Source organism: Actinocorallia libanotica (genome assembly GCF_039525175.1).
Lineage (GTDB): Bacteria > Actinomycetota > Actinomycetes > Streptosporangiales > Streptosporangiaceae > Actinocorallia > Actinocorallia libanotica.
In genome coordinates this window covers 33,005-49,382 of record NZ_BAAAHH010000038.1, presented here as the reverse complement: position 1 = coordinate 49,382, position 16,378 = coordinate 33,005, and the positions used below count along the sequence as shown (strand labels likewise).

The window sequence follows — 16,378 nt, the reverse complement described above, 5'->3', positions numbered from 1 at the left end:
TCCCTTCTCAGAGGCCGAGGTAGGCGCGGCGGATGGACTCATCGCCCCGGAAGCGCTCGGCGTCGCCTTCGGCGATCACCCGGCCGACTTCCAGGAGGTAGACGCGCGAGGCGAGGCGCAATGCGAGGTCGGCGTTCTGCTCGACCAGCAGCAGCGCGGTGCCCTGCTCGCGGTTGACGTCGGCGAGCACGTCGAACAGCTCGCCGACGATCTTGGGGGCGAGGCCGAGGCTGGGCTCGTCGCACAGCAGCAGCCGGGGGCGGCTCATGAGGGCGCGGGCGACCGCGAGCATCTGCTGCTCGCCGCCCGACAGGGTGCCGGCCTCCTGTCCGGCGCGCTTGGCCAGGATCGGGAAGATCGCGCACCACTTGTCGATGTCGGCGGCGATGGCGGCGGTGTCCTTGCGCAGGGCGGCGCCGACGCGCAGGTTGTCCAGGACCGACAGGTGCGAGAACGTGCCGCGGCCCTGCGGGACGAGGCTGATGCCCGCTGCGACGATCTGGGGTGCGGACAGCGCGTCCAGCGGCCTGCCGTCGAGGGTGATGGCGCCGGTGTGCGGGATGAGGCCGGACAGGGCGCGCATCGTGGTGGTCTTGCCGGCGCCGTTGGCGCCGAGGATGACGACGATCTCGCCCGCCTCGACGGTGAGGTCGAGGCCGTGCAGGACGCGGGCGGGGCCGTATCCGGCGCACAGGCCGGTGACGTTCAGCAGGCTCATGCGGTCCTCCCCAGGTAGGCGGCCAGGACGCGCTCGTCGCCGCGGACGTCCTCGGGGGCGCCTTCGGCGATGTCGCGGCCGGATTCCATCGCCACGACGCGGTCGCTGATGCCCATGACCAGGCCCATGTGGTGTTCCACGAGCAGGGCGCCCAGGCCGCGTTCGGCGCGCAGCCGCAGGATGAGTTCGCCGAGTTCGTCGACCTCGGCGTGGGTGAGGCCGCCGGCGGGCTCGTCGAGCAGCAGCAGGCGGGGCCGTCCGGCGAGGGCGCGGGCGAGTTCGACGCGCTTGAGGGTGCCGAAGGGCAGGCCGGCGGCCTCCTGGTGGGCGACGTCGGCCAGTCCCAGGTCGTCGAGGATGTCCATGGCCTCGGCGGCCAGTGCGCGGTGCGCCCGGCGGGTGCCGGGCAGGCCGAGCAGGGAGGCGGTGAAGCCCGAGGAGTCGCGGGAGTGGGCGCCGAGCAGGGTGTTGTCCAGGACGCTCAGGGAGGGGAACAGGGCGAGGTTCTGGAAGGTGCGGGCGATGCCGAGCCGGATGATCCGGTCGGGGCGGGTGCGCAGCAGGTCGTGCCCGGCGAAGGTGATGGTGCCCGAGTCGGGCCGGTACAGGCGGGTGACGCAGTTGAACAGGGTCGTCTTGCCCGCTCCGTTGGGGCCGATGAGCCCGCGGATCTCGCCGGGGGCCACGGTCAGGGACACCCGGTCGAGGGCGGTCACTCCGCCGAAGCTGAGCGTCAGGTCGCCGACCCTCAGTTCGGGGGGCGGATCGTGGGACATGGGCGGCGGGCTCCTCTCGCCGTTTTCACACTTCAGTTGTGAGTGTGCTTCCGGTCACATGATTGCTACAACAAAGAGAGTGGCCACGTCAACGGCTTGATATGAGACCGGTATGGCGATCTTGACGGCCGGGTGAAGAGACCCCTTGGCCGATTCACTCTCTTAGTTGTAGCGTGAGGGAGACGGGGGTCACGTCCCGCTAGAGGAGGAAGTCCCATGCCCAACGACAGCCGCGACAGCGCCGTGCAGGCCCTGCTCGACAAGCAGGAGATCACCGAGGTCCTCACGCGCTACCTGCGCGGCGCCGACCGCGGCGACGCCGCGGGCATCGCCGCCTGCTACCTGCCCGGCGCCACCGAGGACCACGGCGGCGTCTTCACCGGCACCGCCGAAGACTACGTGGCGAGCATCACCCCGGTCCTCACCCATCCCCGCGGCCGGACCATGCACTCCATGACCAACGTCCTGATCGACCTCGACGGCGACACCGCCGCCGCTGAGTCCTACGTCGTCACCTTCAGCGCCGTCCGCACCCCCGACGGCCCCGGCAGCAGCTTCGTCGGCGCCCGCATCCTCGACCGCTTCGAACGCCGCGACGGCCGCTGGGGCATCGCCCACCGGGCCCTGCTGTGGGAGTGGAGCCACGACGCCCCGGCCGCCGAGACCTGGCTGTTCGGCATGCTCGCCGGTGACACCGCCGCCCTCAAGCGCGGCGGCAAGTTCCCCGCCGACCCCGTCTACACGGCGAACGGCGCCGCCGAGGAGGACAAGTGAGGAAGCTCAGCGACTACACCGCCCTGATCACCGGCGCCAACCGCGGCATCGGCGCCGCGTTCGCCGCCGAACTCCTGGCCGGCGGCGCCAAGGTCTACGCCGGGGCGCGCGACCCCGGCTCGGTCCCCGCCGAACTCCTCGAGGCCGGCGCAGTCCCCGTCGAGATCGACGTGACCGACCGCGAGCAGGTCGCCAAGGCCGCCGCCGCCTGCGCCGACACCTCCCTGCTGATCAACAACGCCGGCTACCACGCCGGGCAGCGCCTGGTCATGGCCGACGACCCGGACGCCGCCCGGCAGGAGATGGAGATCAACTACTTCGGGCCGCTCAACACCACCCGCGCGTTCGCGCCCGTGCTGGGCGCCAACGGCGGCGGCGCCATCGTCAACGTCCTGTCCGTCGCCGCGATCGCCCCCACCCCCTTCATGGGCGGCTACTCGCCCTCCAAGGCCGCGACCCTCTACCTGAGCGGCATCACCCGCGCCGAACTGGAGCCGCAGGGCACCCGCGTCACCGCCCTCATCGTCGGATCCGTCGACACCCGCATGGCCGACCACGTCGACGGCGCCAAGGAGAAGCCCGCCGACATCGCCAAGGCCGGGCTGAAGGCGATGCTGCGCGGCGAGCACGTCAGCGACACCGACTGGATGGCCGTGGACTCCCGCGCCCGCCTGGCCCGCGACCCCGCCCGCTACGAGCGCGGCCTGGCCAAGCTGCTGCACGCCACCGAACTGCGGACCGGCCGATGAGCGGGCCCCGGCTCGTGCAGGCCACCGTCGCCGCCGCCGACCTCGCACCCGCGGCGGCCGCCGCCCGCGCCCTGCTCGGCCTGCCCCCCGGATTCCCCGACCCCGAACTGGCGTCCTGGGGCATCGTCAACGAGATCCTCGGCCTCGGCGGCGGCACATACCTGGAGATTGTCGCCCCCGCCGGCCCCGAATCGGCCCTGCACGGATTCCTCGGGCGCGGCGAAGGCGGCTACGTCGTCGGCGTGAAGGTCCCCGACACCGACGCCGTCGTCGAGCGCGCCGGGAGGCTCGGCGTGCAGATCGCGCACCGGCAGGACTTCCACGGCGCCGACATCGTCCAGTTCAAGCCCGGAAGGCTCGGCGCGATGCTGGAGGCCGACCGGATGCCCGACGGCATCGGCTGGCACTACGACACCTGGGACACCCCCGCCCGCCCCGCGGACGCCCCCACCGGCGCGCTCCTGGCCGTCGACATCGCCGTCGAGGCGCCGCAGGAGACCGCCGCGCTGTGGGCGGAGCTGCTGGACGCCGAGCTCACCGGCCCCGCCCGGGTGAGCGCCGGAGACGGCGGCATCCGGTTCGTGCCCGCCCAGGGGCGGCGCGGCCTGGTCGCCGTCGACATCGCCGCCCCCCGCGCCGCCGAGCACACCCTCGCCGGGCTGCTCGTGCGCTTCACGAAGGAGACCGCATGACGCTGCGCGTGATCCAGTGGGCCACCGGCGCGATCGGCAGGACCACCCTGCGCGCCGTCCTGGACACCCCCGGCCTGGAGCTGGCCGGACTGTTCGTCTACGGCGACCGCAAAGCCGGGCGCGACGCCGGCGACATCGCCCGCCGCGAGCCGACCGGCGTGATCGCCACCCGCGACCGGGCCGAGATCCTCGCCATCGACGCCGACGTCGTCATCCACGCCCCCCGCCTCCAGGTCCCCTACGAGACCCACGACGCCGACCTGTGCGCCCTGCTGCGGTCGGGCAAGAACGTCATCACCACCGCCGGCCACCACTTCCCGCGCGCCCACGGCGCCGAGCGCGAGCGGATGTTCCTGGACGCGTGCGAAGCGGGCGGGACCACCTTGTACGGGGTCGGGATCAGCCCCGGCGTCGTCGGCGAGCGCCTCACCCTCGCCCTCACCGGCGCATGCCTGGACGTCGAACACGTCCAGATCGACGAGGTACTGGACGCCAGCCGCGTGCCCGACCCGAACTTCGTGTTCGACGTCATGGGCATGGGCGCCGAGCCCGCCTCGGTCGACCTCGCCGGCGGGGACCTGCCGGTGATGTACGGGATGCTGTACGGCGAGACGCTCGCGTTCATGGCCGAGCGGATGCGGCTGCCCGTCGACCGGATCGAATCCGACCACAAGGTCCGCGCCTCGGTCCGCGACCTGCAGGTGCCCGCCGGGACCATCAAGGAGGGCACCGTCGCGGCCACCGAGTGGCGCTGGCACCTCGTCAGCGAAGGGCGGCGCGTCCTCACCCTGGCGATCATCTGGACGATGGATCCCGACCTGCCCGAATACGCCGGCCGCGACCACTGGACGATCACCGTCCAGGGCAGACCCGGCATGACGATGACGCTCAACCTCATCGAACCCGACGACCCGACCAGCCGCACCACCGCCGGCCAGTTCATCACCTCCGGGCCCGTCATCCGGGCGCTGCACGAGGTCGTCGCCGCGCCCCCCGGCATCTTCGAGCCGCCCGTCTTCGCCCCGTTCGACTTCAAGGGAGGCACCCGGTGAGCCAGACCGCGATCCAGGAGGCCAGCCCCCACCCGCACTACGCGCTGCACGCCGACGGCACCCGCGTGGAGCGGTTCGCCGACCTGCTGCGCCGCCGCGCCGCCGCCACCCCCGACCTGCCCGCCGTGCTGGAGCCGGGCCGGACCACCACGTTCGGGCAGATGCAGGAGCGCGCCTCGCGCGTCGCGCGGGCCCTGCTCGCCGACGGGGTCGGCCCCGGCGATCGCGTCGCCTACATCGGCGTGAACTCCGCGGCGTTCCTGGAGGTCCTGCACGGCGCCGCCAAGATCGGCGCGATCGCGACCGCCGTCAACAACCGGCTCCACCCGCGCGAGGTCCTGCAGATCCTCGGCGACGCCGAACCGTCCGTCGCGGTGTTCGGCGCCGGGGACTCCGGTCTGGCCCCCGGGGAAGGGGCGGTGGCGTCCATCGTCCGGATCGTGACCGCTGACGACGCCCCCGGCACCACCGGCTACGAGACGTGGCTGAAGGACGCGCCGCACGGAGGCGACCCCGGATACGAGGCCGGCCCTGAGGACACCGCCCTCATCTTCTACACCTCCGGCACCACCGGGCTGCCCAAGGGCATCATGCTCAGCGGCCGCAACCTCGGCCAGGCGCTGGCGACCATGCACTACGGCATCGAACTCGACACCACCTCCGTGGCGATGGCGCCGATCCCGTACTTCCACGTCTCCGGCTTCGGCCTGGCCATGGTCGCGATGGTCAACGGCGCCGCCCTGCTGCTGGAGCTCGCCGCCGACCCCGAGGAGCTGCGGGACCTGCTGATCTCCCGGCGCGTCTCGCACGCCGCGCTCGTCCCCACCCTCATCCAGCGGCTCATCGCCCTGCCGGAGGTCGACAAGGCCGACTGGAGCGCGCTCAAGTACGTCGTGTACGGGGCGTCGCCCATCCCGCTGCCGGTGATCCACGAGGCCACCCGCACGATCGGCTGCAAGTTCCTGCAGTCCTACGGGCTCACCGAGTCCACCGGCGGGGTGACCATGCTCGCCCCCGCCGACCACCTGCCCGGCCCCGGGCAGGAAGGGCGGCTGCTGTCGGCCGGGCGGCCCATGCTGGGAGTGCCGATCCAGATCGTCGACCCCGAGACGCTGGCGGAGCTGCCCGCGGGCGAGCGCGGCGAGGTCGTCATCGGCGGCGGGCACGTCATGCAGGGGTACTGGCGGCGGCCCGACGCCACCGCCGAGGCGCTCCTGCCCGACGGGCGGCTGCGCACCGGCGACGGTGGATCCTTCGACGCCGACGGGTTCCTCTACCTGCACGACCGCCTCAAGGACATGATCGTCTCCGGGGGCGAGAACGTGTACCCGGCCGAGGTCGAGAGCGTCCTCACCGAGCATCCGTCGGTGCTGGAGGCCGCCGTCATCGGGGTCCCGTCCGCACGGTGGGGCGAGAGCGCGTACGCGGTGGTCGTCCGGCGGCCCGGCGCGGCCCTGGAGGAGCGGGAGCTGATCGCGTTCGCCCGCGAGCGCCTGGCCCACTTCAAGTGCCCCGCCGGCGTCTCCTTCACCGACGCGCTGCCCCGCAACGCCTCCGGCAAGCTCCTGAAGAACCGCCTGCGCGAGGCCTACCGGTAGGAGGAACGCACGCAGCTGATCGCCGCCGACGAGGCCCACTTCGCCGCCATCGCCGAGAGCCTCCACCGGTCGATCACCGACCTGTCCGGCCGGCTGGAGGAGCTGCGCAGGCAGCCCGGCGGCAGCGGCCGCGCCGTCCTGGACCGCGACCTGGAGGTCCACCGGCTCGCCGCCCGCCTGCGCGCCCTGCGCCGCTTCGGCCTCGACCTGCGCCTCGGCCACCTGACCGGCCCCGACGGTGCCGTCTGCATCGGGCGGCTCGGCCTCACCGACGCCTCCGGCCGCCGTCTGCTGCTCGACTGGCGCTCGCCCGCGGCCGAGCCGTTCTTCGGCGCGACCCACGCCGCCCCGATGGGCCTGACCAGCCGCCGCCGCTACCGGAGGACCCTCAGCAGGATCAGCGACTACTGGGACGAGGTGTTGACCGCGCCGGGGTGGTGGCGTCGCAGCCGACCTGGACGACGGTCGCGCCACCGGCGGTGCCGCCGGATCCCGGCGCTGCACCGGACCCCCGGGACCCCATCCTGCATCTCACCGAGCACGAGCCCCCCGCCGCCGAGGCCGCGCTCCTGCAACGCCGGGCCGACATCGCCATCACCCACTCCTACAGCCTGCTCCCGCGTCCCCTGCCGCCCGGCTGCGAGCAGCGCACCCTCTTCGACGAACCGGTCCATCTCGTCATGCACCCGGCAGTCGCCGCAGGCCACCACCTCTCCCCAGGAGATCCGGCGGACCTGCGCGACTTCGCCGAGGCACGCTGGCTGCTCCCCGACACCCGCACGGCCTGCCACGAGATGATCCAGCGCGTGTGCGGCGCCGCCGGCTTCACCCTCATCCCGCGCATGGCCCTGCCACCGCACGGTCCAGACCTCAGCGTCCACCCCCTGCGCGCCCCCGTGCACCGCAGCATCCACGCCCTGTACCGCTCAGGGACCGCACAGCACCCCGCGATCCGCAACGTCCTCGACCGCTTTCCCACGATCAGCGGCTGAGACAACACCTCCGGGTCGATCAGGCCCCGGGGTCCCAGTCCTCACCGGAGCGTCGGCAGGGACTTCGACCAGCATCGCCTTCGCTTCGAGGCACAGGGTGTCGATCTGGTCGACGGCCAGGCGCCGACAGGTCACTTTCTGGGACGGGAGGACCCCAGGGAGCTGATCTTGCATGCGGGCGTCGAGAAGGTGGCCGCGAGCGGGCCGTGCGCCGACGGCGGCCCGAGGACGGAGCCGGTGTCGCCCGGCCGGGAAGCGGCGGGTCAGCCGACGTTGCGGTCGGCGCCGTCCCACCAGGGCTTGCGCAGCTCCCGCTTGAGGAGCTTGCCGGAGGCGTTGCGCGGCAGGGCGTCGGAGAAGACGACGGAGGTCGGGCATTTGAAGTGGGCGAGGCGCTCGCGCAGCCAGCCGATCAGCTCGGCCTCGGTCGTCTCGGCGCCCGGGCGGCGCACGACGACGGCCAGCGGGGTCTCGCCCCAGCGGTCCGACGGGACGCCGATCACCGCCGATTCCAGGACGGCCGGGTGGCCCGCCAGGACGCTCTCGACCTCGGCCGGGTACACGTTCTCACCGCCGGTGACGATCATGTCCTTGAGGCGGTCGTGCAGGTAGAGGAACCCGTCGCCGTCCATCGACCCCGCGTCGCCCGTGCGGAACCAGCCGTCGGCGGTGAACGCCTCGGCGCTCGCCTCGGGGTTGCGCCAGTAGCCCGGCGTCACGCACGGGCCCTTCACCACGACCTCGCCGACGACGTCCGGGGCGGCGAGATCACCCGTCAGCAGGTCCAGCACCGCCACCTCCATGCCCGGGACTGCCGAGCCTGCCGAGCGCAGCCGTCCCGCGACGGGGTTGTCCGGCCGGTGCTGGTCGGGGCCGAGGAGCGTCGTCACGCCGATCGTCTCGGTGAGGCCGTAGGACTGGAAGAACTCCGCGCCGAACAGGGCGACCGCCCGTGCCAGGAGCGGCTCGGAGATGGGCGAGGCGCCGTAGACGATCTGGCGGAGCGCCGAGAAGTCGGCGTCCTTGGCCGCGGGCATCTCGCAGATCACCTGGATGACGGCAGGGACCATCGCGGTGTGCGTCACCTGGAAGTCGGTGAGCTGGGCGAGCATGGAGGCAGGCGTGGGTTCGCGCGACTGCACGAGGGTGCCGCCGCGCGCCAGGGTGATCAGCGCCCAGCCGGCGCCCGCGATGTGGAAGTAGGGGATCGGGACCATGCTGCGCGAGTCGGCGTCGACGTCGAAGCAGGCGCCGAAGAGCTCGGCGGCCGAGGCGAGGCCGGCGGCGCTGATCCGCACGCCCTTGGGGCGGCCGGTCGTGCCGGAGGAGTACATGAGGACCAGCAGGTCCTCGCCGGAGGCGTCGCGGTGCGGGTCGACGGGGCTGCCGGAGGCCACCCACGCCTCGTAGGGCTCGCCGACCTCGATGACGGGCACGTCGAGCCCGGCCAGCGCCGGGGCGTGCTCGGGCGCGGCGACGACCAGGGACACCTCGGCGTCGGCGAGGATCCACTGGATCTCCGGCGGCGACAGGCGGAAGTTCAGCGGTACGAGCGCGACGCCGGCCTTGGCGGCGCCGAACAGCAGCTCGAAGTACTCGGTGGCGTTGCGGTCGAGGTAGCCGACGCGGGAGCCGGGCGGCAGCGCCGACAGCAGGTCGGCGACCCGGTCGGACCGCTCGGCGAGCTCGCCGTAGCGGATCGGGCGGCCGTCGCCGGTGACGGCGAGGGCGTCGGGGCGCGCGGCGGCGGAGCGGCGGAGGAGTTCGGGGACGGACAACGGCACGGTGTGCTCCTCACCAGGGGGGTGGGGTGGGGTGGATCAGTCGAGCAGCACGGACACCTCGGTGCCGCGCAGTACCTCGCCGCACTGGTCGCAGGTGAGCCTGACCTTCAGGTCCTGGCCGCAGGCGCGGTGGGTGTAGACGAGGGCGGGGCCTTCGGCGGCGCGGAACCAGCGCTGGCCCCAGTCGATGGCGGTCATGACGGTGGGGAAGAACGCGCGGCCCTTCTCGGTCAGGCGGTAGTCGGGCCAGTCGGCGCGCTCCGCTCCGGGGCCCTGGTCGAAGACGCCGAGGTCGCAGAAGACGCGCAGCCGGTCGGCGACGATCGTGGGCGGCGCGCCGAGCCACTGCTCGAAGTCGCGGAACCGGTGCGCGCCCTGGAACGAGGCGCCCAGCAGGGCCGCCGACCAGCGGTTGCCGATCAGCGCCATGGTCTCGGGGAACAGCCCTGCCTCGCCCGCGGACTGCGAGCGGCGCCGGGTGGTGGCGGCCGGGACCGAGCGGCTCCAGGTGCCGCTCGGACCGAACCCCCCGGTGACGTCGCGGGCCTCGGCCGGCTGCTCGCAGGCGCCGCAGCCGAACACCGGCCGGAAGTCCCGGCCGCACAGCCGGTGCGCCATGCGGGGCAGGCGCTCGCCGTGGGCGGGCACCCAGACGGCCTCCCACGCCCAGATCGTCAGCAGGACGGGCCACAGGTCGCGGCCTCGCTTGGTGAGCGCGTACTCGTACCGGCGGGCGCTGGCCTGGTACTCGACCTTCTCGAAGACGCCCATGGTCGTCAGGGACGCGAGCCTGCGGGTGAGGACCGCGTCCGAGATCGGCAGGGCGTCCTTCCAGTCGCCGTACCGGCGCGCGCCCAGCATCGCGTACCGCAGGATCAGCAGGTTCCACTCGTCGCCGATCAGCCCGAGGGTCAGGCCGACGGCGTTGGTGCCGCCGCGCGGGAGCCGGGTGGGCCGGTCGGGCGGGTGCACCAGTTCGGTGGTCGCCGCCGCCTGGGTAGCGCTCTGCCGGGTCACGGGAGAAGGTCGCCTTTCACAGTCCGACGGACGCCGCCGGAGTATCGGAGCCGTCCCAGCCGGTGATGGCGGATCCAGGTGCCCAGGTGGCGTGCGTGCCGCTGGAGATGCGCTCGGGCAGCAGGACACGGGCGAGCGGGCCGTCGGCCAACCGGGCGGCATCGAAGATCAGACACTCGGAACGATCTTCGTTCATGTCGGTGGTCAGCGTAACAAGGTAGCCGTCGTCCTCGGCGGTGCCTCCCACCCGCGGCGCCATGGCCGGCTCGCTGCCGTAGACGCCTTCGGGCAGGGTGAACCGCTCTTCGCCGCCGGTGAGCAGGTCGTGCTTGACCAGGCCGTTGAACAGGAACCAGCCGTCCACGCCGCTGGCGGCGTAGGTGTAGCGGTGGCGGCGGCCGCCGTAGGTGTTGTTCAGGACGCCGAACTCGGTGATGGAGTCCGACAGGCGCTCCTCGCGGCATTGGCCGGTGCGCAGGTCCAGCCGCCAGCGGTGCAGGCGGGTCTGCATCCGGTCGAGCGCGAGGAAGCGGAACATGCGCTGGTAGAAGCTGCCGTCACCGGTGTCGCGGGGCTCGGGGTCGCCCTGGAAGAACCCGTCCAGGACGATCTCGTCGCCTTCTTCGTAGGCGTTGACGAAGTGCAGGACGTAGGTGGGGGCGGCCTCGAACCAGAGGATCTGGGCGGCGGTGCCGCGCCGGGGGATCACACCGAGGCGGGTGGGCAGGTCGGGGCGGAAGCGGGCGGCGTGGTGGCCCTTGGCGAGCAGGTCGGGGTCCCAGAACAGCGGGCAGTCGTTGAGGATGGCGTAGTTCTCGGTGAAGGCCATGTCGTGCGGCAGGCGCGGGCCGGGCAGCGGCACCTCGGTGTAGTGCACGAGGCGGTCCTCGGCGTCGACGACGCCGTAGTGCATGTAGGGGGCGTCCTTGCCGTAGTTGAAGAACAGCAGTTCGCCGGTGTTCTCGTCGGACTTGGTGTGGGCTGAGACCCCGCAGGAGGGGAACTTTCCGTCCCAGTCGGACTTGCCGAGGGTCTCCAGGGTGAGCGGGTCGAGCCGGTACAGGTCGCCGCACTGGTAGAAGCTGGTGAGGGCGACACCGGCGTGCACGACGACGTCGGTGCTGGAGGCGTCCTTCATGCGGCCGCGCGCGCCCCATCCGTCCTGGCGGGGGGACCTCTCGGGCCGGTCGGCGATCCCGGCCCACAGGGGGGCGCCGGCCTCGCGTTCGGCGATGAGGCCGTCGGTCTGGACGAAACGGTTGCGGTAGAAGGCCTTGCCGTCGCGGAACCCGACGGCGTGGATCATGCCGTCGCCGTCGAACGGGTGGTAGCGCTCCAGCGCCGGGTGGACGGGGTTCTCGGTGTTGCGCAGGTAGAGGCCGTCGAGGTCGGCCGGGATCTCGCCGTGCAGGACCTTGAGGTCGTCGGCCTTCCACTCCGTCGTCTGGGGCCGCCACGGACCGGTGCGGTAGGGGTGGTCGTCGTCGTCCGGCAGGGTCGACAGGACCCTGCCCAGGATCTCCACGTCCATGGGGGTCTCCTTCAGTCGGTGCCGATGATGAGGCTGACGGCGGTGGTGGTGCTGCCGCCGATGTTCAGGGTGGCGACGCGGCCTGCCCCGTCGACCTGGGTGTCGCCTGCGGTGCCGGTGACCTGGGCGGCGGCGTCGACGAGCATCCGGACGCCGGTCGCGCCGACGGGGTGGCCGCCGCCGATCAGGCCGCCGGAGGGGTTCACCGGGATCCGGCCGCCCTTCTCCAGGTCGCCGCTCTCCACGGCCTTCCAGCTCTCGCCGGGCGCGGTGATGCCGAAGTGGTCGATCGCCATGTACTCCGACATGGTGAAGCAGTCGTGGGTCTCGATCGCGTCCACGTCGGCGACCCCGGCGAGGCCCGCGCGGGTGAAGGCGTCGGCGACGGTGCGGCGCACGTGCGGCAGGACGTAGGCGTCCTCGCGGGACCGCTCGGTCTTCTGCGCGAGCGGCAGGCCGACGGTGCGGTGGCCCCAGCCCTGGATGCGGGCCAGGCCGCGCAGCTCGGGGCGGCGGGCCAGGTAGCGGTCGCTGACCAGGACGACGCCCGCGCCGCCGTCGGTGATCTGGCTGCAGTCGTGGCGGCGCAGGCGGCCCTCGACGAGGGGGTTGACCTTGTCGTCGGCCGAGAAGCTGGCGTCGGTGAGCTCCCAGGCGCGGGTCTGGGCCAGCGGGTTGGCGCGGGCGTTGCGGAAGTTCAGCTCGCCGATCGCGCGCAGGTGGGCGTCGTCGATGCCGTAGCGGCGGTCGTACTCATCGGTGAGGGCGCTGAACATGTACGGCCACATGAAGGACGCCTCCTGGCCTTCGTGGCCGACCCAGGCGGCCGCGCCGAGGTGGCGGGCGGCCTGGTCGCCGTGCACGGTCTTCTCCAGCTCCAGGCCGAGCACGAGGGCGACGTCGTAGCGGCCGGACTCCAGGTCGGCCATCGCCTGCAGGATCGCGATCCCGCCGGACGCGCAGGCCGCCTCGTGGCGGGAGGAGGGGACCTCCCACAGGTCGGGCAGGACGGTCGCGGGCATGCCGCCGAGCTGGCCCTGGCCGGTGAACAGCTGGCCGAAGGCGTTGCCGACGTGGATCACCTCGACGTCGCCGGGTTCGATCCCCGCGGCGCGCAGGGTGCCGGTGGCGACCTCCTCGGTGAGGTCGGAGAATCCCAGGCCGGCCCGGGACCAGTTGCGTGCGAAGTCGCTCTGGTATCCGCCCAGAACCCATGTTCCAGCGGTCATCGCTTGCTCCCTCCGGGGGTGGTGCGGCCGGGAGGCCACTGCCTCACACTTACTACAACAACGAGAGTGAGTCGTCAATGGACTCTCGGCCGGAGCCCAGTACAGAGCGGAAGTTCTCGTTGAACGAGGCCTTGTCCCGACCCGTGGATCTCACTACATTTAAAAGAGTAACCGAGGAGGAGAGGAGAAGCCGCATGGCCGAGGCCCTCGTATTGGACTACGTGCGGACCGCCCGCGGGAAAGGATCACCGCGCGGGTCCCTGCACGGCATCGGACCGGTCGACCTGGTCGTCCGGCTCCAGAAGGCGCTCGCCGAGCGCACCGACCTCGACACGGCACGCGTCCAGGACGTGATCGTCGGGTCGGCGTCCCAGGTCGACGAGCAGGGCGCCAACCTCGCCCGCACCGCGACCCTGCTCGCCGGATGGGGCCACGGCGTCCCCGGCGGCGCCATCAACCGGTTCTGCGCCTCCGGCATCGACGCCGTCGCCCAGACCGCCGCCCGCATCCGCGGCGGCGACCTGAACCTCGCCGTCGCCGGCGGCGTCGAGTCGGTCTCGCGCGTCGCCATGTTCAGCGACCGCGGCCCGCTGTGGAGCGACCCGGCCACCGTCCAGTCCATCGGCTCGGTGCACATGGGCATCGCCGCCGACCTCAACGCCACCCTTGACGGCTGGACCCGCGAGGAACTCGACGCCTACGGCGCCGAGACGCAGGCAAAGGCCGCAGCCTCCTGGGACGCCGGCCACCACAACGGCGCCGTCATCCCCATCACCCTGGACGACGGCACGGTCTTCGCCCGCGACGAGCTGATCAGGCCGGGCACCACCCCCGCCGGCCTGTCGAAGTTCCCGGCCGCCTTCGCCGAACTCGGCGCCCAGGGCCAGGACGCGATCGCCCTCGCCGCTCACCCTGAGGCCGGCGAGATCCGGCACCTGCACACCGTCGGCACCTCACCCGCCCTCGCCGACGGCGCCGCCCTGCTCCTGCTCGGCGACGCCGAGGCCGCCCAGGCCGCCGGGCTGCGACCCCGCGCCCGGATCATCGCCTCCGCCACCTGCGCCACCGACCCCGTCATCATGCTGACCGCGGGACAGCAGGCCGTCGAGGCCGTCATCGCCCGCGCCGGGCTCACCCCCGACGACATCGACGTCTACGAGTTCGCCGAAGCGTTCTCCGCCCTGTGCCTGAAGCTGCGGCGCGACCTCGGCGCCGGGCCCGACCGCCTCAACCCGAACGGCGGCACCATCGCCATGGGCCACGCCTTCGGCGCCACCGGCGCGATCATGGTCGGCGGCTGCCTCACCGAACTGGAGCGCCGCCAGGGCCGCTACGGCGTCGCCGCCGTCTCCGGCGCGGCCGGCCTCGGCGTCGCCGTCCTCATCGAAAGGATCCCCGCATGAGCAGCCTCGACGGACAGGTCATCGCCATCAGCGGCGGCGGCCGCGGCCTCGGCCGGGCCTTCGCCCTGCACCTCGCCGAACGCGGCGCCCGCCTGGTCGTCAACAACCGCAACCGGATCGTCGACGACCAGGGCCTCGGCCCCGCCGACCACGTCGTGGCCGAGATCCGGGCGCTCGGCGGCGAGGCGGTCGCCGAACACGTCGACCTCGCCGACCCCGCCACCGCCCAGCACATCGTCAAGCTCGCCCTCGACGGCTGGGGAAGGCTCGACGGCCTCGTCACCAGCGCCGCCGTCTCCGGGCCCGCCATGTTCCACAAGTCCGCCCCGGAGGACTTCGCGAACGTGCTGCGCACCAACGTGCTCGGCACCTCCCAGATCGCCGCCGCCTGCGCCGCCGTCATGCGCGAGCAGCGCCACGGCCGCATCGTGCTCGTCGCCTCCACCGCCGGCCTGCACGGTGAGCCGACCGTCTCGGCGTACGCGGCCAGCAAGGGCGCCGTCATCGCGCTCGGCAAGACCATCGCCGTCGAAGGCGCGCCGCGCGGGGTGTTCACCAACGTGCTCCTGCCCTACGCGCTCACCCAGATGACCGACCAGGGCATGGACCCGGGCCACCGCGAGGCGATGGACGCCGCCGCCGTCGCGCCCCTCGTCGCGGCCCTGTGCGACCCGGCCTCGACGGTCAACGGGCAGGTCATCGTCGCGGCCTCCGGCGGGCTGCGCCTGGCCGACGCGGTCGAGTACGGCACCGTCCGCCACGCCGCCGCCGTCGACGGGCCCGGCCTGGCCGACCTGCTGGCGGCCAGCCGCTCCGGACCGGCCCACACCTACGTCCACGCCCAGGACGCCTTCCAGGACTTCGCCCGAGAGCTGAGCGCACCGTGAACCTCGTCCCCCTCCTGATCAACCTCGGCGCGACCGCCCTGGCCGTCGCCGTCGCCATGGGCCTCACCATGGCCTACGGCCTGCGCACCCGCACCCACAGTGTCGTCGACGTCGTGTGGGGGCTCGGGTTCGTCGTCATCGCCCTCACCTCCTTCGCCGTCTCCGGCCTCCAGGGCGAGGGCGTCACCGGGCGGCGCCTGCTGGTGCTGGCGCTCACCGCCCTGTGGGGGCTGCGGCTGGGGATCTACATCTTCCGCCGCAACCACGGCAAGGGCGAGGACCCCCGCTACGCCGCCCTCCTGCGCCGCAACAAGGGCCCGGTCGTGCCGTTCGTGCTGCGCCACATCTACTTCTCCCAGGGCTGGATCATGTGGCTGGTCTCCCTGCCCGTCCAGGTCGCGATGTACCAGAACGCCTCCCTCGGCCTGCTCACCTGGCTCGGCGCCGCGATCTTCGCCGTCGGGTTCCTCTTCGAGAGCGTGGGGGACCGGCAGCTTGCCCGGTTCAAGGCCGACCCCGCCAACCAGGGCAAGGTCATGGACCGCGGCCTGTGGGGCTGGACCCGCCACCCCAACTACTTCGGCGACTCCGTCGTCTGGTGGGGCCTGTTCCTCATCGCCTGCTCGCACTGGAGCGGCCTCATCACCGCGATCGGTCCGGCGTTCATGACGCACCTGCTGGTCAACCGCAGCGGCAAGGCCCTGCTGGAGCGGCAGATGGCCCGCCGCCGCGGCCAGGACTACGCCGACTACCTCGCCCGCACCAGCGGCTTCTTCCCCCGCCCGCCGCGGCGCTCCGAGCCCGCGGCCTGACCCGGTTCCCCAAGGCCGGCGCCCTTCCCCGGAAGGCGCCGGCTTTCGCCGTCGCACACGCGGGCGATCCGCCCCGCCCCGGTCCTGCGGACCGGGCCCGCGCGAGAGCGGCCGGCGTGCTCCCGCCGCGCTCTGGTGAGCCCGCACGATCGTGGGGTCCACGCTCACGTCCCAGCAGATCAGGCCGTCCGCATCCGGCCCGGCCTGCAACGCGCCCACGATCCGCTGGGCATCGGACGGATCGAACCGCCGCGTCACCGCCAGGGCGGCCACGAGGTCTCCGGTAATTCAGGTTCTGCTTGGTCGCTGAACCATCTACCGGGGACCTCACTCGTCAGCGATCACGACACACCACCACAACTCA

15 protein-coding genes and 2 pseudogenes are annotated in these 16,378 nt (G+C 72.8%); 10 read left to right on the top strand and 7 right to left on the bottom strand.

Going from position 1 to position 16,378, the window contains the following annotated elements; all coding sequences use genetic code 11:
* Nucleotides 1–7 precede the first annotated feature (7 nt).
* Nucleotides 8–718 carry an ABC transporter ATP-binding protein gene (locus ABD140_RS32765; RefSeq protein ID WP_344245497.1) on the bottom strand — a complete coding sequence of 237 codons (711 nt, stop codon included), beginning with the start codon at nucleotides 716–718 and terminating at the stop codon, nucleotides 8–10.
* Nucleotides 715–1,494, bottom strand: a complete 780-nt coding sequence (locus ABD140_RS32760) for an ABC transporter ATP-binding protein (RefSeq protein WP_344245495.1) — start codon at nucleotides 1,492–1,494, stop codon at nucleotides 715–717. The genes ABD140_RS32765 and ABD140_RS32760 overlap by 4 nt, the downstream gene beginning before the upstream one ends.
* A gap of 216 nt (nucleotides 1,495–1,710) precedes the next feature.
* On the opposite strand from ABD140_RS32760, the gene ABD140_RS32755 reads away from it, so the two are divergent.
* From ABD140_RS32755 to ABD140_RS32725, 7 genes and pseudogenes are all read left to right on the top strand, one after another.
* Nucleotides 1,711–2,268, top strand: a complete 558-nt coding sequence (locus ABD140_RS32755) for a nuclear transport factor 2 family protein (protein WP_344245494.1) — start codon at nucleotides 1,711–1,713, stop codon at nucleotides 2,266–2,268.
* Nucleotides 2,265–3,017, top strand: a complete 753-nt coding sequence (locus tag ABD140_RS32750) for an SDR family oxidoreductase (protein ID WP_344245493.1) — start codon at nucleotides 2,265–2,267, stop codon at nucleotides 3,015–3,017. Before ABD140_RS32755 ends, ABD140_RS32750 begins: the two co-directional genes overlap by 4 nt.
* Nucleotides 3,014–3,709: a VOC family protein gene (locus ABD140_RS32745; RefSeq protein WP_344245492.1), complete on the top strand. Its 696-nt coding sequence runs from the start codon at nucleotides 3,014–3,016 to the stop codon at nucleotides 3,707–3,709. The genes ABD140_RS32750 and ABD140_RS32745 overlap by 4 nt, the downstream gene beginning before the upstream one ends.
* Nucleotides 3,706–4,761, top strand: a complete 1,056-nt coding sequence (locus tag ABD140_RS32740) for an NAD(P)H-dependent amine dehydrogenase family protein (RefSeq protein WP_344245491.1) — start codon at nucleotides 3,706–3,708, stop codon at nucleotides 4,759–4,761. The genes ABD140_RS32745 and ABD140_RS32740 overlap by 4 nt, the downstream gene beginning before the upstream one ends.
* Nucleotides 4,758–6,359: an AMP-binding protein gene (locus tag ABD140_RS32735; protein ID WP_344245489.1), complete on the top strand. Its 1,602-nt coding sequence runs from the start codon at nucleotides 4,758–4,760 to the stop codon at nucleotides 6,357–6,359. Before ABD140_RS32740 ends, ABD140_RS32735 begins: the two co-directional genes overlap by 4 nt.
* Before the next feature lie 15 nt (nucleotides 6,360–6,374).
* Nucleotides 6,375–6,794, top strand: a pseudogene (locus tag ABD140_RS32730) (AAA family ATPase); the annotation flags it as partial.
* Entirely contained in the window at nucleotides 6,794–7,351 is a 558-nt protein-coding gene (locus ABD140_RS32725; protein WP_344245487.1) for a LysR substrate-binding domain-containing protein, read from the top strand. The pseudogene ABD140_RS32730 and the gene ABD140_RS32725, both read left to right, overlap by 1 nt.
* A gap of 263 nt (nucleotides 7,352–7,614) precedes the next feature.
* On the opposite strand, the gene ABD140_RS32720 is transcribed toward ABD140_RS32725, so the two are convergent.
* From ABD140_RS32720 to ABD140_RS32705, 4 genes are read right to left on the bottom strand one after another with little or no spacing between them, the layout of a single operon-like run.
* Nucleotides 7,615–9,135: an AMP-binding protein gene (locus ABD140_RS32720; protein ID WP_344245485.1), complete on the bottom strand. Its 1,521-nt coding sequence runs from the start codon at nucleotides 9,133–9,135 to the stop codon at nucleotides 7,615–7,617.
* A gap of 36 nt (nucleotides 9,136–9,171) precedes the next feature.
* Nucleotides 9,172–10,152, bottom strand: a complete 981-nt coding sequence (locus tag ABD140_RS32715) for a winged helix-turn-helix transcriptional regulator (protein WP_344245483.1) — start codon at nucleotides 10,150–10,152, stop codon at nucleotides 9,172–9,174.
* Nucleotides 10,153–10,168: 16 nt separating this feature from the next.
* Nucleotides 10,169–11,683 carry a carotenoid oxygenase family protein gene (locus ABD140_RS32710; protein WP_344245481.1) on the bottom strand — a complete coding sequence of 505 codons (1,515 nt, stop codon included), beginning with the start codon at nucleotides 11,681–11,683 and terminating at the stop codon, nucleotides 10,169–10,171.
* Nucleotides 11,684–11,694: 11 nt separating this feature from the next.
* Nucleotides 11,695–12,912, bottom strand: a complete 1,218-nt coding sequence (locus tag ABD140_RS32705; RefSeq protein ID WP_344245479.1) for an acetyl-CoA acetyltransferase — start codon at nucleotides 12,910–12,912, stop codon at nucleotides 11,695–11,697.
* A 194-nt stretch (nucleotides 12,913–13,106) separates the two neighbouring features.
* Between ABD140_RS32705 and ABD140_RS32700 the strand changes: the two genes are divergently transcribed.
* Genes ABD140_RS32700 through ABD140_RS32690 form a run of 3 tightly spaced genes read left to right on the top strand, consistent with a single transcriptional unit; the run spans nucleotide 13,107 to nucleotide 16,014 of the window.
* Nucleotides 13,107–14,315 carry an acetyl-CoA C-acyltransferase gene (locus ABD140_RS32700; RefSeq protein WP_344245477.1) on the top strand — a complete coding sequence of 403 codons (1,209 nt, stop codon included), beginning with the start codon at nucleotides 13,107–13,109 and terminating at the stop codon, nucleotides 14,313–14,315.
* A complete protein-coding gene (locus ABD140_RS32695; protein WP_344245475.1) occupies nucleotides 14,312–15,202 on the top strand; it encodes an SDR family NAD(P)-dependent oxidoreductase in 891 nt (296 codons plus the stop codon). Before ABD140_RS32700 ends, ABD140_RS32695 begins: the two co-directional genes overlap by 4 nt.
* Nucleotides 15,199–16,014, top strand: coding sequence for a DUF1295 domain-containing protein (locus ABD140_RS32690; protein WP_344245473.1), 816 nt, complete (start codon nucleotides 15,199–15,201; stop codon nucleotides 16,012–16,014). The genes ABD140_RS32695 and ABD140_RS32690 overlap by 4 nt, the downstream gene beginning before the upstream one ends.
* 111 nt (nucleotides 16,015–16,125) lie before the next feature.
* Here ABD140_RS32690 and ABD140_RS32685 read toward each other — a convergent pair.
* Nucleotides 16,126–16,239: pseudogene (locus tag ABD140_RS32685) on the bottom strand (IS5-like element ISMra2 family transposase); the annotation flags it as partial.
* Between the last annotated feature and the right edge of the window lie 139 nt (nucleotides 16,240–16,378).